General features: G+C 71.6%; 16 protein-coding genes. 10 read left to right on the forward strand and 6 right to left on the reverse strand.

The window, feature by feature from the left end; all coding sequences use genetic code 11:
* Positions 1 to 57: 57 nt before the first annotated feature.
* A complete protein-coding gene (locus tag FBY22_RS22030; RefSeq protein WP_142148499.1) occupies positions 58 to 1,185 on the reverse strand; it encodes a substrate-binding domain-containing protein in 1,128 nt (375 codons plus the stop codon).
* A gap of 149 nt (positions 1,186 to 1,334) precedes the next feature.
* On the opposite strand from FBY22_RS22030, the gene FBY22_RS22035 reads away from it, so the two are divergent.
* Positions 1,335 to 2,390 carry a LacI family DNA-binding transcriptional regulator gene (locus tag FBY22_RS22035; RefSeq protein WP_142148501.1) on the forward strand — a complete coding sequence of 352 codons (1,056 nt, stop codon included), beginning with the start codon at positions 1,335 to 1,337 and terminating at the stop codon, positions 2,388 to 2,390.
* A 20-nt stretch (positions 2,391 to 2,410) separates the two neighbouring features.
* Here the strand turns inward: FBY22_RS22035 and FBY22_RS22040 are convergent, their stop codons facing one another.
* Positions 2,411 to 3,337: a hypothetical protein gene (locus tag FBY22_RS22040; protein WP_142148517.1), complete on the reverse strand. Its 927-nt coding sequence runs from the start codon at positions 3,335 to 3,337 to the stop codon at positions 2,411 to 2,413.
* Positions 3,338 to 3,498: 161 nt separating this feature from the next.
* On the opposite strand from FBY22_RS22040, the gene FBY22_RS22045 reads away from it, so the two are divergent.
* Positions 3,499 to 4,140 (forward strand): nucleotidyltransferase domain-containing protein, encoded by a 642-nt coding sequence (locus FBY22_RS22045; RefSeq protein WP_142148519.1) that lies wholly within the window; start codon positions 3,499 to 3,501, stop codon positions 4,138 to 4,140.
* 19 nt (positions 4,141 to 4,159) lie between these two features.
* Here FBY22_RS22045 and FBY22_RS22050 read toward each other — a convergent pair whose 3' ends face one another.
* Positions 4,160 to 5,065, reverse strand: a complete 906-nt coding sequence (locus FBY22_RS22050) for an NAD-dependent protein deacetylase (protein WP_142148521.1) — start codon at positions 5,063 to 5,065, stop codon at positions 4,160 to 4,162.
* A 326-nt stretch (positions 5,066 to 5,391) separates the two neighbouring features.
* Between FBY22_RS22050 and FBY22_RS44265 the strand changes: the two genes are divergently transcribed.
* The 4 genes from FBY22_RS44265 (at position 5,392) to FBY22_RS22065 (ending at position 7,896) form a co-directional block, all read left to right on the forward strand.
* On the forward strand, positions 5,392 to 5,538 hold the full coding sequence (locus FBY22_RS44265) for a hypothetical protein (RefSeq protein WP_174267237.1): 147 nt from the start codon (positions 5,392 to 5,394) through the stop codon (positions 5,536 to 5,538).
* A gap of 214 nt (positions 5,539 to 5,752) precedes the next feature.
* Positions 5,753 to 6,148: an ATP-binding protein gene (locus tag FBY22_RS22055; protein WP_142148523.1), complete on the forward strand. Its 396-nt coding sequence runs from the start codon at positions 5,753 to 5,755 to the stop codon at positions 6,146 to 6,148.
* Between the two features lie 219 nt (positions 6,149 to 6,367).
* Entirely contained in the window at positions 6,368 to 6,604 is a 237-nt protein-coding gene (locus FBY22_RS22060; RefSeq protein WP_142148525.1) for a hypothetical protein, read from the forward strand.
* On the forward strand, positions 6,601 to 7,896 hold the full coding sequence (locus FBY22_RS22065; RefSeq protein ID WP_260845063.1) for a globin domain-containing protein: 1,296 nt from the start codon (positions 6,601 to 6,603) through the stop codon (positions 7,894 to 7,896). Before FBY22_RS22060 ends, FBY22_RS22065 begins: the two co-directional genes overlap by 4 nt.
* A gap of 67 nt (positions 7,897 to 7,963) precedes the next feature.
* On the opposite strand, the gene FBY22_RS22070 is transcribed toward FBY22_RS22065, so the two are convergent.
* On the reverse strand, positions 7,964 to 8,776 hold the full coding sequence (locus tag FBY22_RS22070) for an SDR family NAD(P)-dependent oxidoreductase (protein WP_142148526.1): 813 nt from the start codon (positions 8,774 to 8,776) through the stop codon (positions 7,964 to 7,966).
* Between the two features lie 64 nt (positions 8,777 to 8,840).
* Between FBY22_RS22070 and FBY22_RS22075 the strand changes: the two genes are divergently transcribed.
* Complete coding sequence (locus tag FBY22_RS22075; protein ID WP_142148528.1) at positions 8,841 to 9,626, forward strand: helix-turn-helix domain-containing protein; 786 nt, start codon at positions 8,841 to 8,843, stop codon at positions 9,624 to 9,626.
* 94 nt (positions 9,627 to 9,720) lie between these two features.
* Here the strand turns inward: FBY22_RS22075 and FBY22_RS22080 are convergent, their stop codons facing one another.
* Both FBY22_RS22080 and FBY22_RS22085 read right to left on the reverse strand, forming a co-directional pair.
* The gene (locus FBY22_RS22080) at positions 9,721 to 13,008 is read right to left on the reverse strand and encodes a TIM-barrel domain-containing protein (RefSeq protein WP_142148530.1); all 3,288 of its coding nucleotides are present in this window, start codon (positions 13,006 to 13,008) and stop codon (positions 9,721 to 9,723) included.
* 365 nt (positions 13,009 to 13,373) lie between these two features.
* Positions 13,374 to 13,874, reverse strand: a complete 501-nt coding sequence (locus FBY22_RS22085; RefSeq protein ID WP_142148532.1) for a universal stress protein — start codon at positions 13,872 to 13,874, stop codon at positions 13,374 to 13,376.
* Between the two features lie 105 nt (positions 13,875 to 13,979).
* On the opposite strand from FBY22_RS22085, the gene FBY22_RS22090 reads away from it, so the two are divergent.
* The 3 genes from FBY22_RS22090 (at position 13,980) to FBY22_RS22100 (ending at position 16,332) form a co-directional block, all read left to right on the forward strand.
* Complete coding sequence (locus FBY22_RS22090) at positions 13,980 to 14,888, forward strand: phosphorothioated DNA-binding restriction endonuclease (RefSeq protein WP_142148535.1); 909 nt, start codon at positions 13,980 to 13,982, stop codon at positions 14,886 to 14,888.
* Between the two features lie 176 nt (positions 14,889 to 15,064).
* Positions 15,065 to 15,562, forward strand: coding sequence for an inorganic diphosphatase (locus FBY22_RS22095; protein WP_142148536.1), 498 nt, complete (start codon positions 15,065 to 15,067; stop codon positions 15,560 to 15,562).
* Positions 15,559 to 16,332, forward strand: coding sequence for a 2,3-diphosphoglycerate-dependent phosphoglycerate mutase (locus tag FBY22_RS22100; RefSeq protein WP_142148539.1), 774 nt, complete (start codon positions 15,559 to 15,561; stop codon positions 16,330 to 16,332). Before FBY22_RS22095 ends, FBY22_RS22100 begins: the two co-directional genes overlap by 4 nt.
* The last annotated feature ends 53 nt before the right edge of the window (positions 16,333 to 16,385 follow it).

Consider the following 16,385-nt stretch of genomic DNA (forward strand, 5'->3'; position numbering starts at 1 on the left):
GTGGCGCGGGCGCGCCGCCGGGGTCGGGGACCGGCGGCGCGCCCGGCACGGACGGGGTCAGTTGCCCCAGCAGGCGGACGCGGCCTGCGACGGGGACTGGACCTTCAGACCGCCGACGGACTTGGCGGCGGCCAGCGCGGTGCCGGTGTCGTAGAACGTCTTGCCGTTGGTGACGCTGGGCTTGCTGCCGCCGCGGGCCAGCTTCGCGATGGAAGTGACGCCGAGGGCGGCCATCTTGCCCGGGTACTGCACGGCGTCGGCGGCGAACTTGCCGCTGGTGACGTTCTTCAGGCCGGAGCAGCTGCCGTCGATCGCGTAGATCGCGACGTTCTTCTCCTTGCCCCCCGCCTTCAGGGCGTTGTACGCGCCTTCGCCCGCGGGCTCGTTGATCGCGTAGACGACGTTGATGTCCGGGTTGGAGGAGAGGCAGTTCTCCATGGCGGTGCGTCCGCCGTCGATGGCGCCCTGGGTGGGCTGGTGGCAGGCGATCTTGTACGTGCCGCCCTTGCCGCCGGTGTACTTGCCGGACTTGGCTTCCTTGCCGTTCTCCGTCTTGCTGCCCGGGTCGATGCCCATGCCCTCCAGGAAGCCGTGGTCGCGCTGGATGTCCACGGAGACGACCTGGTTGTTGAACAGGTCGAGCATCGCGATGACCGCTGGCTTGCCGTTCAGGGCCGCCGCCGCGTACTGGCCGTCGAGCTTGCCGGCCTGCTCGTTGTCCGTGGCGTAGGTGATGTCCGCGACGCTCGGCGGGTTGGGCGCGGTGTCCAGGGCTATCACGAACAGACCGGCCTGCTTGGCGCGCTTCAGGGCGGCGTTGACGGCGTCGCCGTTGGTGGTGATCAGGATGCCCTTGTCGCCGCGCGAGACGGCGTTGTCGATCGCCGTGATCTGCGTCTGGGTGTCGCCGTCGGAGTTGCCGGCCGCGACCGTGAGGCTCACGTTGTCCTTGGCGGCCTGGGCCTTGGCGTCCTTCTCCATGCTCACGAAGTACGGGTTGGTGAGCGTCTTCAGAATCAGCGAGACACCCACCTTCCCGCCGCCGCCCGAACCGGACGAAGAGGAGCCGGAGTCGGAGGAACCGCAGGCCGCGAGGGTGGCACCGAGGCACACGGTGACCCCGATCGCTGCCGCCCGGGTGCGCCGACTGCGGCGGCTCGCCGCCTGGCTGGAGGAGATGTTCATGGCTTGATCCCTTTCGGAGCCGTCCCGTGGTCCACGCTGAGACAACGTTGACTGACCGGGATACTGGGCCCGTATGGACGAGTCCGTCAAGGCACTGGTAGACATGCGTCCGCAACGAGTGGGTAACGCGCAACCGGTTGGAGACAACGATGACTCAGGGCGAGCCGCCGCCACGGGCCCCCCGCAGCCGCCCCACCATGCGTGAGGTGGCGGCTCTGGCCGGCGTGGCCATCAAGACGGTCTCGCGCGTGGTCAACGGGGTCCCCACCGTCGATCCGGCCATCGCCGCCCGGGTGCGCGAAGCGGCCGACAAACTGGGCTACCGGCCCAACCTCACCGCCAGCAGCCTGCGCCGCGGGGACGGCCGTACGGCCACGGTCGGCATGCTCGTCGAGGACGCCGCCAACCCCTTCTCGGCCGCGCTGACCCGCACCGTCGAGAACGTGGCCCGCGAGCGCGGAAGCCTGGTGCTGGTGGGCAGCCTGGACGAGGATCCGGCCCGGGAACGGGAGCTGGCCCAGGCACTCATCGACCGCCGGGTCGACGGCCTCGTGATCGTCCCGGCCGGCCGCGACCACAGTTACCTGATCAGCGAGCAGCGTTCGGGCACCTGCGTGGTCTTCGTCGACCGCGAGCCCAGCCTGCTCGACGCGGACGCCGTCGTCTCCGACAACCGGCAGGGCGCCGTCACCGCGATCGAGCACCTGCTGAAGTCCGGCCACCGCCGCATCGCCTACCTCGGCGACCAGGTGACCATCTCCACCGCCGCCCAGCGCTTCGACGGCTACCGGCACGCGCTGGAACTGGCGCACATCGACTACGACGCCGGGATCGTGCGGCACGTCGGCTCCAGCGAGAGCGCCGCCATCACCGCCGTCAAGGAGCTACTGGCGCTGCCCGACCCGCCCACGGCACTGTTCACCAGCCAGAACTTCGTCACCATCGGCGCCGTCCGGGCACTGCGCGCCCTGGGCCTGCAGGAAACCGTCGCCCACGTGGGCTTCGACGACTTCCCCCTGGCCGACATCCTCAGTCCGGGGATCTCGGTCATCGCGCAGGACATCGAGAAACTGGGCCGGACGGCCGCCGAGATGCTCTTCCGCCGACTCGACGGCGACGAGTCACCCACCAGCACCGTGACCGTGCCGACCCGGCTGATCGAGCGGGGTTCGGGCGAGATCGCAGCCGGAGCAGATCTCGGCTGACGTGGCGAAGTACCGGCGTCTCACTTCCCGCTCGTCGCGCGCCGCCCGCCTGCTCGGGTGCCCAGGCGGGTGACCTGGGCCGCGGTGGTTTCGGCCCGACGCCGCGCCTCGCGCAGAAGCCGGTCGGCGTCGAGGGCCTGCTCGCGTGCCTCTCGGGCGGTCCTCTCGGCCTGACGCCGCCGCTCTTCGAGGCTCGCGAGTTCCTCGGTGAGCTCGCCGATGCGCTGTTCGACGGTCTGCACCGCGGTCTGCGCGTCTGCGGCCTGCCGGTCGGCGGCAGCGGCCTCCTCGCGCCGAGCGTCGAGGACGCGCCCGGCCTCGTCCGCGTCCCGCCGAGCCTGTTCGAGCCGCCGGCGCCGCTCTTCATCGGCCTTCTGCTGACGGCTTGGGGCGGGCGGGGTCTCCTTGCGTGCGCGTGCAGCCTTGGTGGGGCGTGCAGCCTGGGCGGGGCGTGGACGGGCGCCGTCGGCTGCCGCCGGGAAGCCGACGGTCTGGTCGAATGCCTTGACCAGGTGTCCGGCGGCCCACTCCCGCGCGACCTCGGGGTCGGCGAGTACGGCGTGGAGGATGCCTTCGACCTCCCGCTGGACGTCCTCGCCGACCGGGTGTCCGGCCTGGGCCGTCAGTTGGCGGGCCTGGCGTGCCAAGGCGTTGATGACAAGGTGCTGCTGCCTGCTCAGCTCGCGCAGCTGCGCGCCGTCCAGGTCGTGGTGAGCCTGCCGCAGACCTTCGCCGATGCGCAGCAGCGGTTCGATCTCCTCGGACCGCTCACGGACGAGGAGATTGCTCGCCCAGGCCGCCAGGCTGGGCCGACGCAGTTTGCCGATCTTTCCGGCGAGCGCGCGGTCGCCGGCGCGGCGGGCCTCGGCCGCACGGGCGTCCCGCGCGGCGGTGAAGTCCTGCGGCCGCAGCCCGTACAACTCGTCCGCGACACTCTCCAGGTCCACCGCTTGCCTCCGTACCGGTCGCCACTACGTCGAATTTCGTGCTTTTTGTGGCTTATGCCGGGATTCCGCTCCCCTCAAACGGACCCCGAAGCGCACCACCTCCGCTACGGCTGGATCGGCCTCGCCATCGCACTTGGGGGTCCCGGCAGTACGTTGTCCCGATGACCGAACCCTCGCTGCCTGGCGGCGTCGTCGTCGTCGATGCAGGCGAACTGGATGCCCGGTGGGCCGACGCCTGGAGGCCGGAACAGATCGCGGAGCGGCCGGCCGGGGTGGGCGCGCCCTGGTGCATCGCGGCGGGGTGGGCGCTGGACCTGTTCCGAGGGAAGCAGTCGCGGCCGCACGGCGATCTGGAGATCGCGGTGCCGGCGGCAGGGTTCGCCGAGGTCCGCGCCCGCTTCCCCGAGTACGCGTTCGATGCGGTGGGCCGGGGGCGGATCTGGGCAGCGGCCGGAGCCGAGACGCTCGCGGCCACCCACCAGACATGGCTGCGGGATCCGGCGAGCGGTCAGTTCCTCCTCGACGTCTTCCGTGAGCCGCACGAGGGCGCAACGTGGATCTGTCGCCGGGACGAGAGCCTGCGGCTGCCGTACGACGTCGTCATCGAGCGGACGGCGGACGGCATCCCCTACCTGGTGCCGGAACTGGTGCTGCTGTTCAAGGCGAAGGAGCCGCGGCCCAAGGACCACGCCGACTTCGACGGTGTCCTGCCACTGCTGAGCCGGACGCGTCGGGACATGCTCGGGGAATGGCTGTCGCGCATGCATCCCGGACATCCGTGGCCGGCGGCACTGGGCGCGTAATGCCAGACACCGCACCGGCTCAGGCCACAGGTGTCGTTTCGTCCTCGAGGGAGATGCCCAACCGGTCGGCCAACGTGGTGAGTGCCGCTCCCAGCGGAAGGTCGACTCGGGTGACGGCGTGCCGGTCGCCGCGGGTCGCGTCGCGGTTGATGATCAGCACCCGCTTCCCGGACTGCGCGGCCTGACGGACGAACCGCAGCCCGGACATCACCGTGAGCGAGGAGCCCAGGACGATCACCGATTCGGCGGCGCGGACCAGCTCACGGCAGTGCTCGACCCGCCGGGGCGACACGGCCTCGCCGAAGAACACCACGTCGGGCTTGAGGATGCCGCCGCAGTCCGCACAGGGGACCACCCGGAAGTCTCCGACCTGGTCGTCGCCGAGATCGGCGTCCCCGTCCGGGTTGATCCCCGCGGCCACCGGCGCGAAGTCCGGATTGGCCTCCCCCAGCCGCCGGGCCAGTTCGCGGCGCGGGCTGGAGGCACCGCACCCCAGGCACACCACCCGGTCGAGACTTCCGTGGAGCTCCACGACACCTTCACTGCCGGCGGCCTGGTGCAACCCGTCCACGTTCTGGGTGATCGTGCCCGAGAGCAGCCCGTGCCGCCCGAACGCGGCCACCGCCCGGTGCCCCGCGTTGGGACGGGCACGCCCGAAGGCCCGCCAGCCGAGGTGACTGCGCGCCCAGTACCGGCGCCGGGCCTGGGCGCTGCCCGTGAAGTCCTGGTAGAGCATCGGCGTGTGCCGGCTCAGGCTCCCGCCCTCACCGCGGTAGTCGGGGATGCCCGACTCCGTGGAGATGCCCGCACCACTGAGCACGAGCACACCGCCGGCCTCGAGCGCGTCGGCGACCGGCCGCAGATCCGTCGTGCTCGGCGGCGGATCCTCGGTGGGGGTCCAGGTCAGGGTGGGGCGCATGCGCATGGCGCAAGGGTACGGCGACGGATTCGGAAGAGCCGGTCCGTAAGCCCCCGATCAGCACTGCTGGTCGTACTCCGGCAGGTCGTACCGGCCCACACACGGGCGCAGCCGTCGCGTCAACTCCCCTGCCATCGGCTCCGTTACGCCGTGTTCTCGCGCCAACTCCCACACCGAAATCTCATCGATCACCGTCGTGACGGAGATCGTGCCACCGCGCACTGACAACGGGTCGGCGGTCACCCCGCTCCAGGGAAGACAGGGCTGAGCCGAGCCGTCGGGGGTAACCGAAGCGACAGCGAAGGACAAAACCCCCGCAGGGAAGGAGCGTCATGCCAGGCATGATGGAGCGCATCAAGCAGTTCGCCAGGGGCCCCCAGGGTCGGCGCGCTGCCGAGCAGGCGCGGCGGGCCGCGGCCGATCCGCGGCGGCGGGCCCAGGCCCAGCGCCTGCTGGGCAAGCTCCGTGGCCACCGTTGACCGCCGAGCGCCCACCACTGCACAGCCCCGGCTGTCACCCCACATCACACGAGCGGGCTGTACGCGGCCCGCTCGTGCGATGCCACGGAACGCCACCGGGATGCCGCGCACTCACCCAGGACGGGACATGCCTGAAGCACACATCGGGAAACCACGGAAGGCAACACAGGAGGGTTCATCGCTGCGAGCGGTCGGCTGGGCCCGCTCGCTGCCGATGCACAGTGAAGTCAGGGCGGCCCGGGACTGGGCCCGCGACCATCTGAAGGCGCTCGGGTGGACCACCACCGCGCCCCAGACGGTGGACGCCGTACTGCTCACCGTCTCCGAGCTGGTCACCAACGCGCACGTCCACGCCCACAGCAACGCCCAGTTGGTGATGACCTGGGACGAGCAGTGTCTGCACATCAGCGTTCACGACGCGTCCAGCGAGCCGCCGGTCCCCCGCGACGCCAGCACCGAGCGCGTCGGCGGACGGGGCATGTTCCTCGTGGACGCCCTGGCCGACGAATGGGAGGCCAGGTCCTGCCGTCACGGCAAGTCGGTCATCGCCTGCTTCCACGCACCCGCGGAATCCAAGGATGCGAAGGAAGCCGAGGAAGCGACCTCGTAAGCACAAAGCGTGTGTCTGGGACAGAGGCGAAGGGCCGCCACCGAAAGGGGTCCTTCGTCCGCATCGTGGGGTCCATCGGCTGTGCCCCAGGGGCGATCTTCGGTGATGTGATGCGCACGTGCGCTCCGGCCTCACCGCGACGGTGAGGCCGGTCCCGACGGTCCGGCGGCGGCGCACGCGCTTCGCGGAAACCGACAGGAACGACAGGAAGCAATGCCGATGGTCCGCCCAGCCGTTCTCGCTCCCATCGTCTGCGTCCTGGCCTCGGGCGCCGCGGTGATGTCCTTCGCCCGGGGATCCTGGCTGGGCGTGATCTGGCTGCTGCTCGCCGGCCTGACGTCGAACATGGCCTGGTACTACGCTCGCAGGGCGCGATCGGCGGCGCCTGCGCCCGGGGTCGGCGGCTGCGCCGACGGCAGGTCGTGCGGCGCCTGTACGAGGGGGGCCTGCGGGTGAACGACAACTACCACGCCCTGCTCGCCCGCCGGGAGGCCATGCGCCTGCGCGATCGCCTGCTGGCCCCCGCGCGACACCCGGGAAAGGCCACACCCCCAGGTCCCGCGTTCTTCGCCGACTCCCCCGGCAACGACGCCTACGACGGGGCCGCGGACCAGGAGGTGATCATGCGGAACCTGGCGCAGGTCACCCCGTTCGGCCACCTCATCGACCACCTCTACCAGGCCATGTTCGAACGCCACCCCTACCTGCGGAAGCTGTTCCCGGACTCGATGGAGTTCCAACGGGTCCACCTGGAGCGGGCGTTCTGGTATCTGATCGAGAATCTGCACCGACCCGAGGACGTGGCCGCCTTCTGCACCCGGCTCGGCCGCGACCACCGCAAACTCGGAGTGCTGCCGGTGCACTACGGGCTGTTCGAGGAGGCCCTCGTCGAGGCGCTGCACCGGTCGGACGGCCGACTGGGAGCGGACGTCGAGGGGGCATGGCTGCGCATGGTGCGGTTCGCCGCCGCGGCCATGGTGGACGGCGCGAACGAGGCGCTGGCCGAGCCGACGTACTGGAACGGCACGGTCGTCGACCATCAGCGCCGCCGTCCCGACCTCGCCGTCCTGCGCGTGCGGACCGCGGAGCCGTACCCGTACCGCCCCGGTCAGTTCGCGACCCTGCAGACGCCGCTCCTTCCGCACACCTGGCGCCCCTACTCTCCGGCCGGCGCACCGGGCGCGGACGGTGAACTGGAGTTCCACATCCGGCGCACCGGACCCGACGGGGTGAGCGACGCCCTGGTGACCCGCACCGGCGTCGGCGACACCCTGCGCCTGGGGCCTGCGAAGGGAACGACCACGCTGGACGACGACCTCGCGCGCGATGTGCTCATCGTGGCCGGCGGCACCGGATGGGCCACCGCCAGGGCCCTGTTGGAGGACCTGGTCGCGCGGCGCCCGCCGGGCCGGCGCGCCCACCTGTTCCTCGGCGCCCGCACCGCCGACGATCTGTACGACGCGTCGGCCCTGGCGCGACTGGAGAGCCACTGCGCCTGGCTGCGGGTAGTGCCCGTCATCGACGAGGGGCCGGGCGGATCCCACCGAGCCCCGGTCACCGAGGCGCTGGCCGGGTACGGCGACTTCAGCGGCCACATGGCGTACGTCAGCGGCCCGCCGGGACTGGTCGGCGCCGCCGTGCGACGCCTGGCCGAACTGGGACTCCCCTCGGACCGCATCCGATACGACCCGGTGACGGCCGGTGTTCCCACGCGGCCGCCGTCAGGACCGACGGGCACCCGTCCCTGACGTCGTACGGGCCGGACCGTCTGCCGACCGGCGCCGACGGGGCGTCCGCCGAAGGACACCCCACCCGTCAGGCCTTGGCCGCCAGGGGTCGCCACGCGTTCCAGGTCTCCAGCCGCTGCCGGTAGGCGGCCTCGACGACCGGATACGGGTAGGTGCCGAGGAACAGGCGCAGCGGCGGCTCGTCGGTGTCGACCAGTTCGAGGATGACATCGGCGGTGGCCTGCGGATCCTGCGGCGCCCGGGCCGTGGCGCCGGACCGGCGTGCCTCGCGGACGGGTTCGTAGGCGGCGATGGGCCGGGCGTGCACCGCGGAGGCTCCGGACCAGTCGGTGCCGTAGGGGCCGGGTTCGACGATGGTGACGCGGATGCCGAGCGGGCCGACCTCCTGGGCGAGCGCTTCACTCATCCCTTCCAGCGCCCACTTGGAGGCGTTGTACAGCCCCAGGCCGGGGAAGGCGGCCAGCCCGCCGAGGCTGGACACCTGCACGATGTGACCGCCTCGCCGGGCGCGCAGGAAGGGCAGGGCGGCCTGGGTCACCCAGAGCGGGCCGAACAGGTTGGTGTCGAGCTGGGCGCGGGCCTGCTCCTCGGTGGTCTCCTCGACCATGCCGAACAGGCCGTAGCCGGCGTTGTTGACGACCACGTCGAGGTGGCCGAAGGCATCGACGGCCTGATGCACGGCGGCCGTGGCGGCATCACGGTCGGTCACGTCGAGGGTCAGGGGGAGGACGTCGTCGCCGTGGGCGTCGACGAGGGGCCGCAGGGACTCGGGGCGGCGCGCCGTGGCGGCGACCCGGTCACCGCGGGCGAGGGCCGCCCGCGCCCAGATGTGGCCGAGGCCGCGGGACGCGCCGGTGATGAACCATGTCTTCTTCGTCATGCCTCCACCCTGCGAGGCCCGCCGGAAGGCAGCCAGCACCCCCGGAGGGTTACCCTTCGGGACCATGGCGAGCGACAACGTCCTGGGTGAGTTCCTCAAGGCCCGGCGGGGACGGGTCCCGAACTCCCGCGCCGACCTGCCCGCCACCGGCCGCCGCCGTGTCCCGGGACTGCGCCGGGAGGAGCTGGCACGGCTGGCCGGAATCAGTGAGCCGTACCTGACGCGGCTGGAGCAGGGCGTCGACCGGCACCCGTCGCCCCAGGTACTGGGGGCGCTCGCGCGGGCACTGGAACTGGACGCCGACACCACCGCGCACCTGTTCGCGCTCGCCGAACCGCGCCCGGTACGGCCCCGCGAGACCGAAGTGACCGCGGACGTGCACCGGTTGCTGGACGCGTGGAGCGGCGCGCCCGCCTACGTGCGCAACCGGCGCTTCGACGTACTCGCCGCGAACAAACTGGCCCGCGCCCTGGCCCCCCTGTACGAGCCCGGGCACAACCTGGCCCTCGACATGTTCTTCGATCCGCGGATCCGCCGGCTCCTCCCGGACTGGCCGGAGATCGCCGCGCAGACCGCCGCGGCCCTGCGCGCCGAGGCCGACCCGCACGACACCGCGACCCGGTCACTCGTCGCCGAACTGGAGGCGAGCGACGACTTCCGCCGTCTGTGGGCCCGGCACGACGCGCGTCCCTCCCGCGACGAACTCAAGCGCTTCGTCCACCCGGTCGTCGGTGAGCTCTCTCTAAGGCGCCAGGCCCTCACCGTCGGTGGTGCCGAACAGCAGGTCATCATCGCCTATCAGGCGGCCCCCGGAAGCGCCTCCGAGGCCGCGCTCGCCCGGCTCCTGTGAGCCGCCCGCGGCACCGACGGGATGCCCGAGCCGGGCCCGCCGGTGCCGCATTCGGTCCGGGGCGGGGACGATCTCGTCGTCACCGCCGGGTCGGCTACCGGACCGTGACCGTGACGGGGCTGTGGACGGAGCGCTTGGGCAGGGTGATCGTGAGGGTGCCGGTCGAGCTGTTCCAGTGGTAGTCGCGCGGGGTCAGCCGGACGCCGGACGCGGTGACCTTGGTGGGTGCGTGGGCCGTTCCCAGCAGGGACACCGTCCACCGGCGGCTCTGCGCCTGGCCGTGGAAGACGCCCGTCGCCGGGGAGATCGTCAAGGTGTGGTTCCGGCCCTTGTGGCCGTAGCGGACGGTCGTCGTGGCTGCGTGTCCCTTCCGCGCGGTGGTTCCGTCGTCCTCGTACAGGCGGTACGAGCCGGACGCCCCGGAGGCGACGGTCAGAGTGACGTCGGTGAGCGGGTTGCGGTCGTTGTCGGTGACGTCATGGGTGCGGGTCGGCAGGACGGCGCCGGCCTTGAGGAACACCGGCATGGTGTCCAGGCCGGTGGTGACATCCTGGGTGGTGCCGCCCTGGTAGGTCTTGCCGGTGAAGTAGTCGGTCCACTGGCCGGGCGGGAACCAGACGGTGGTGGTCGCGGTCGTGCCCGGTTTCGTCACCGGGGCGACCAGGACGTCGGAGCCGTAGAAGTACTCGCTGCCGGCCGTCTCGTAGGCCCGCGCCTCGTCCGGATACTCCAGGTAGGTGGGGCGGACGATCGGCACGCCGGTCCGGTTGGCCTCCTGGGCCAGGCCGTACGTGTAAGGCACCAGGTTCTCGCGGAGGTTGAGGAACTTGTCGGCCGAGTTCCGCGCCTGGGTGCCGTACTGCCAGGGCAGCCGGTCGCTGTGGTTGCTGTGCAGCCGGTCGATCGGCTGGAAGGTGCCGAACTGCACCCAACGCGCGTACAGGTCGTCGGGGAGTTTGCGCGTGGTACGGGTCTGCCCGCCGTCGGTGTAGGTCTCCGAACCGGTCAGCCCCGTGGTGTCGTTGTGCCCGCCGATGTCGTGCGTGATGGCCGCCATTCCGGTCGCCGCGGACTCCCCCGGCGTGTAGCCGACCTCGAATCTCAGCGTGCCCCAGGTGGAGGCGGTGTCGCCGGTGAAGTGGACGGTACTGCGCTTGTCCGCCCACGGCCCGGTCGGCAGCGCCTGCTGGCCGCTGTACCCGCCGGCCTGCAGCGAACCGTAGGCGCGGGAGAGGACGAACCCGCGACCGAGGGTCTCGCCGGTGAGGTCGGCGTACTGCTGGTTGATCCAGGCATCCGGTGTGACGCCTTGCAGCGAGGACTGCGAGGCATCACAGCACCAGTCCAGCCACCAGAAGCCGTTGCCCTGGTCGTCCATGGTCCGGTGCAGGTCCAGGTATGCCTTGAGCTGGTCGGGGTCGCCGAAGTCGAAGGTGTAGCAGTTGTCCTCGACCGAGGCGGCCCCGGCGCAACCGCCCTTGGTCAGCTTGCCCTTGGCCGTGGCCTGCGCCTGGGCGAACTGGGGGTCGGACGCCAGGATGCTCGGATGCACGTTGAGGGTGTTGTGCAGGCCCTGCCCGGCGGACCAGTCGAAGAAGCCCTTCGGGTCGGGGAAGCGGCCCGGATCCATCTCCCAACCGCTCCAGTTGTTCACGGCCTTGAAGTCGGTGTCGGTCACCAGGACGTCCAGCGGCACGTGTTCGGAGCGGAAGGCCGGGAGGATCTTGTTCTGGTAGTCCGCCGCGGTGCGGTCGATGTACTCCGAGTACCACACGCCGTACGCCCACTGCGGGAGCAGCTGCGGCGGTCCGGTCAGGGTGGCGAGGTCGGTGAGTGCCTGCTTGTAGTCGTGCCCGTAGCCGAAGACGTAACCGTCCAGGTAGGGGGCACCGCCGTGCGAGGGCCTGGGTGTGGCCTTCTTCGACGCGGTGTCGTAGAGCGCCGAGGGGGTGTCGTCCAGGAGGTACCAGCCGTCCCGGTGCAGCAGTCCGGGGGTGGTGACCGGGGCGCGGTCGTCGCCGTTCACGCCGTCCAGCCCGCGACGGTAGCCGCCGAGCGCGATGTGGGGCGCGGGCGCGGGTTGCTGCGGTGCGGTCACGGAGACGGTGTCGAGGTTGACGTGACAGCTCGCGGTTTCGGGGCAGTTCAGGGTGAGGTCGTCCTCGCCGGCCTTCAGGGTGACGGGCACGGAGGTGGTCTGCCAGTCGTCCCAGCCGGCGGTCGCGGGCAGGGACAGGGTTGCGGTGGCCCCGCCGGAGGAGACGGAGGCGGTACGGGTCTGGTGAAGGCCGTCGCTTCCGGTGCCGTTGGCGTAGCGCACGCGCAGGGTGTACGTGCCGTCGGCCGGGACGCCTGCCAAGTGGGTCGTCAGGCTCGATCCCTTGTTGAGCTCCGCGACGAACCCGTTGCCCGCGTATCCCGTGTGGTCGATGGCGGTGACGGCGGTGCCGCCGATCCGTCCGGCTTCCGCCTCGCAGCTCGTGTCCACGGGGCAGTCGGTGATCGCGGTGCTGGAGACGGGCGGGTAGGGGGCACTGGGGCGGACCAGGGCGACGCTGTCGACGTTGACGTCACCGCTGTCGGAGACGGTACGGGTGAGCGCGATCGTGTGGTGGCCCGCCGTGAGGTCGAGGCTCGCTGTGGCCGACTTCCAGGTGTCCCAGTCGGCCGTGGTCGGCAGGGACACCGTCTGCGGGGCGCCGCCGTCCACCGTGAGGGTGAGTGTGCGGGTGCGGGTCTGGCCGTCCGCGCCACGGGAGTTGGCGTACCGCAGGGCGAACTCGTAGGCGCCGGAGGTCTTGACATCGATGTCAGCAGAGGCGGAGCTGCCGGTGCCCTCGAATCCCGCTGCGAAGCCGGTGCCGGTGTGGCCGGCATGGTCCGAGGCCACGGACAGACCGTTCAGTTGAAGGTTCTCCGCCTCGCACAGCGCACCGACTTCGCAGGTCAGCCGCTGCCAGGGGGCGGCGGTCACCGGCGCGCCGCCCGCCGCCAGGCGCAGCGACAGGTTGCGGGCGTTGAAGGGGCCCGAACCGACCTGGTAACGCAAGGCCAGCGCACTGGTCCTGATGGTCAGCCAGCCGCCGGACGTCGTGGCCGTGTAGGCGGCCGGGGTGAAGCCGTCGCGGCCGATCGCGTTGAACGTCTGGGCATCGGTGAACTTGCCGTCCCCGGCGTACTCGGTGCGGATCAACGTCGGCGAGAGGATCTCGAACCGCGCGTCCCCCGAGGTGACCGTGGGTATGCGAGCGGCCTGCGATCCTGCTGCCGACGCCGGGCCCGCACCCGTCAACGCCGTCGCGGCGGCGACCGCAGCGGCCGTGACCGCGCCGAGCCGCCGCCGTACGGATCTGAGCCGCCGCCTCTTCGATACGGCCGTCATGTCAACTCCCCTTCCCTGCAACGCTGCCTCGTTCCTGGGTCGTTGGAACTACACGAGTGGCGTGAGAGTACGTCCTGGGCAGGGGTGCCGATAAGAGGCTGTACAACGTTGTCATCGGCGGATGCCCGTGGAGGGCGGACATGACCCGCGATGTCCGGGGGTCAGGGTCTGTCGTTTGGATCAGGTCGGCTGCAGGGGACGGTGCGTTGCGGCCGAGCCGAGCGGGGTCTGGGGCGTGCAGCTGCAAGGCGGAGGAGGGAGTCGACGCGGAGCGTCGGCGAGTGACGACAACGCGGCTGGGGGCGCCCCCTCTGGGGGAGTGCGTGCCAGGGCCCGCGACGCCGAGCTGATCCGAACGACAGGCCCTAGCGGTGGTGTGGGGGATGCGGGGGTGGGGGCGGGATGGTGGCCAGGTCGGGTGCGGATTCGGGCCAGACCAGGAGTACGGGGCACGGGGCGTGGTCGACGACGAAGCGGCTGGCCGGGCCGAGGCTGTGCGGTCCGAGGTGGCTGCGGTCGCCGTCGCGGGCCAGCACGAGCAGGTCGGCGTCCTCGGCCGCGGCGACGACCTCTCGTTCGACGCGGCCGGTCCGTTCGGTGCGGGTGCAGGGCCGGTCGAGACGATCGGCGGCGGCCCGCAGGAGCTGCTCGGCGGAGGCGGCGGCGAGGTGTTCGACGCGGGTGCCCGGATCCCGTTCGCGGTGGCCGCGACCGAGCAGCCCGGCGAAGGCGCCGTGCGCCACTTCCGGCAGGTCGGACGGGGTGACGTGCAGCAGCACGACCTCGGCGTCCGCCGCGACGTGCCGACGCGCGGCGTCCACACACGCGGGCCAGGTGCCCTCGACGACCCAGACGACAACGGCCATTCGGACAGCCTCCCTCACAGCTCGGCCAGTGAACACCACACTGCCACCCACAGGCCCGGGCTCGTCGACACGGCATACGGGCGAAGCCCACTACGATCATCCGCCATGGACTGGCTCGAGCGCACCGCCAAGCTGAGGCAGTGGACCAGGAGCGGCACCCGCGCTCCGCACAAGCCCCTGCTTCTGCTGTACGCCCTCGGACGGTTCCAGCACGACGCCGACGGCGCACTGCGCTACACCGCGGTGGAGGAGGACCTGCAGCGGCTGCTGACCGAGTTCGGCCCTCCCCGCAGGACCTCGCCCGCCTACCCGTTCCACCACCTGGTCAGCGACGGCGTGTGGGAGGTGCGGACCGACCGCGGGCCCGGCAGTCCCGGAAGCGGGGTGCGGGACCTCCGGGAGACCGGTGCCGCCGGGCGGCTGGCGCCGGACCTCAGAGCGGAACTGCGGCGCGACCCGTCCTTGCTGGGCAGGATGGCGCGGCTGCTGCTCGACCAGCACTTTCCTCCCTCCCTGCACGACGATCTGTGCGAAGCGGTGGGCCTGGAACCGGAGTTGGCGGAGACGGAGCGGATGTCGAGCGTGCCCAGGCAGCGGGACCGGCGCCTGCGCGAGCTGGTGCTGACCGCGTACGAGTACCGGTGCGCGTTCTGCGGATACGACGGCCGGATCGGTGCCGTGCCCGTCGGGCTGGAGGCCGCGCACGTGCGCTGGTGGGCGTTCGACGGCCCGGACGACGTGGACAACGGGCTGTGCCTGTGCTCGCTGCACCACAAGCTCTTCGACAAGGGCGTACTCGGCATGGGCGACGGCCACCGCATCCTCGTCTCACAGCGCTTCGTCGGCCACAGTCCCGCCGCCCACACCCAGGTCACGGCTCTCGCGGGCCGCCCGCTCGTCGGCCCGCAGCCTGGTACGCCCGCGGTCGCGGACGGCCATCGCGCCTGGCACACCGCCCAGGTCTTCCAGGGCTCCCCGCGCCCGGACGGAGGCCGCGGACCGGCCCGTCCCTGACCGTCGGTCGATCTGCCCCGTCCGGCCCCTGTCCGTCGGCGGCCGGACGACGTCCAATTGGCCGAGATGCCGGCCCGCGCGTGCCGGCCAGGAGTGGATATCCGGGTAGTCGGAGAGGAGGGTGACCGACAGCCGCCCCGGCCCGTGCATCACACCGACAGAGCAAGGAGACCGACGTGGAGTTCGATGTGACCGTGGAGATCCCGCAGGGTTCTCGCAACAAGTACGAGATGGACCACACCCTGCACCGCATCCGCCTGGACCGCATGCTGTTCACCTCCACGCAGTACCCGGCGGACTACGGCTACATCGACGGCACCCTCGGCGGCGACGGCGACCCGCTCGACGCCCTCGTCCTGACCGGCGACCCCACCTTCCCGGGCTGCACCATCGAGTGCCGGGCCGTGGGCATGTTCGTGATGAAGGACGAACACGGCCCGGACGAGAAGGTGTTGTGCGTCCCGGCCCACGACCCCCGCTACGCCGACGTGCAGGACATCACCGACATCCCCGAGTTCGACCGGCTTGAGATCACCCACTTCTTCGAGGTCTACAAGGACCTCGAACCCGGCAAGGACGTCGAGGGCTCCCACTGGGAGGGCCGCGAGGAAACCTACGCGGAGATCGCCGCCTCCCGCGAACGCGCCGCGCGGCCACCGGCCGAGGGCGCGTGAACCACCCCGCCGGCCCGCCGTCCGGCGGCACCCTGATCCTGCTCAGGCACGGCCAGGGCGAGGCCAACGCCGCCGGTGTCTTCGGCGGCTGGGCGGACTACCGGCTCAGTCCGCACGGCGAGGAACAGGCCGCCGACGCGGCCCGGTTGATCGCCGACGCCGGGCTCCTGCCGGACGTGGTGCACACCTCGCTCCTGCACCGCTCCATCCGCACCGCGCAGATCGTCGCCGACCGCCTCGACCGCTCCTGGATACCGGTGCGGCGCACCTGGCGGCTCAACGAACGTCAGTACGGCGCCCTGACGGGGCGGAGCAAACGACGGATGCGGCAAGACGCCGGCGCCGATCTCTACGAGCGCTGGCGCCGCTCCCTGCACGCCGTTCCGCCGCCGCTGTCCGAGGACCGGCTGGCCCTGCTGCGTGCGGACCCGCGGTATGCCGCGCTGCCGGGCGAGGCCATCCCGCCCGTGGAGAGCTTCGCCGACCTCCTCGCCCGGGTGAAGCCGTACTGGAGCGACGTACTGGCGCCCGGGCTCGCGCGGGGTGCCACGCTCCTGGTCGCCGCTCACGGCAACTCCCTGCGCGCCCTCGTCACCCTCCTGGACCGGCTCGGCGAACCGGCCGTCCGGGCGCTCAACATCCCCACCGCGGAACCGCTCGTCTACCGCCTCGACCCCGAACTGCGGCCCCTCTCCCCGGGTGGCTCCTACCTCGCCCCGGAGCGGGCGCACGCCGTCGCTGCCGCGGTCGCCGCGGAGGGCCACACCTGACAACAGCCGCCTCTCACGGCGGGGAGCGGTGACCCGAACCCGGGTCACCGCTC

The sequence above is a fragment of the Streptomyces sp. SLBN-31 genome, assembly GCF_006715395.1.
Taxonomy (GTDB): Bacteria; Actinomycetota; Actinomycetes; order Streptomycetales; family Streptomycetaceae; genus Streptomyces.

What these genes read in the sequence shown, in the direction of transcription:
- FBY22_RS22030 (WP_142148499.1), bottom strand. Translation starts at nt 1,185, where the DNA reads ATGAACATCTCCTCCAGCCAGGCGGCGAGCCGCCGCAGTCGGCGCACC.
- FBY22_RS22035 (WP_142148501.1), top strand. Translation starts at nt 1,335, where the DNA reads ATGACTCAGGGCGAGCCGCCGCCACGGGCCCCCCGCAGCCGCCCCACC.
- FBY22_RS22045 (WP_142148519.1), top strand. Translation starts at nt 3,499, where the DNA reads ATGACCGAACCCTCGCTGCCTGGCGGCGTCGTCGTCGTCGATGCAGGC.
- FBY22_RS22050 (WP_142148521.1), bottom strand. Translation starts at nt 5,065, where the DNA reads ATGCGCATGCGCCCCACCCTGACCTGGACCCCCACCGAGGATCCGCCG.
- FBY22_RS44265 (WP_174267237.1), top strand. Translation starts at nt 5,392, where the DNA reads ATGCCAGGCATGATGGAGCGCATCAAGCAGTTCGCCAGGGGCCCCCAG.
- FBY22_RS22055 (WP_142148523.1), top strand. Translation starts at nt 5,753, where the DNA reads ATGCACAGTGAAGTCAGGGCGGCCCGGGACTGGGCCCGCGACCATCTG.
- FBY22_RS22060 (WP_142148525.1), top strand. Translation starts at nt 6,368, where the DNA reads ATGGTCCGCCCAGCCGTTCTCGCTCCCATCGTCTGCGTCCTGGCCTCG.
- FBY22_RS22070 (WP_142148526.1), bottom strand. Translation starts at nt 8,776, where the DNA reads ATGACGAAGAAGACATGGTTCATCACCGGCGCGTCCCGCGGCCTCGGC.
- FBY22_RS22075 (WP_142148528.1), top strand. Translation starts at nt 8,841, where the DNA reads ATGGCGAGCGACAACGTCCTGGGTGAGTTCCTCAAGGCCCGGCGGGGA.
- FBY22_RS22080 (WP_142148530.1), bottom strand. Translation starts at nt 13,008, where the DNA reads ATGACGGCCGTATCGAAGAGGCGGCGGCTCAGATCCGTACGGCGGCGG.
- FBY22_RS22085 (WP_142148532.1), bottom strand. Translation starts at nt 13,874, where the DNA reads ATGGCCGTTGTCGTCTGGGTCGTCGAGGGCACCTGGCCCGCGTGTGTG.
- FBY22_RS22090 (WP_142148535.1), top strand. Translation starts at nt 13,980, where the DNA reads ATGGACTGGCTCGAGCGCACCGCCAAGCTGAGGCAGTGGACCAGGAGC.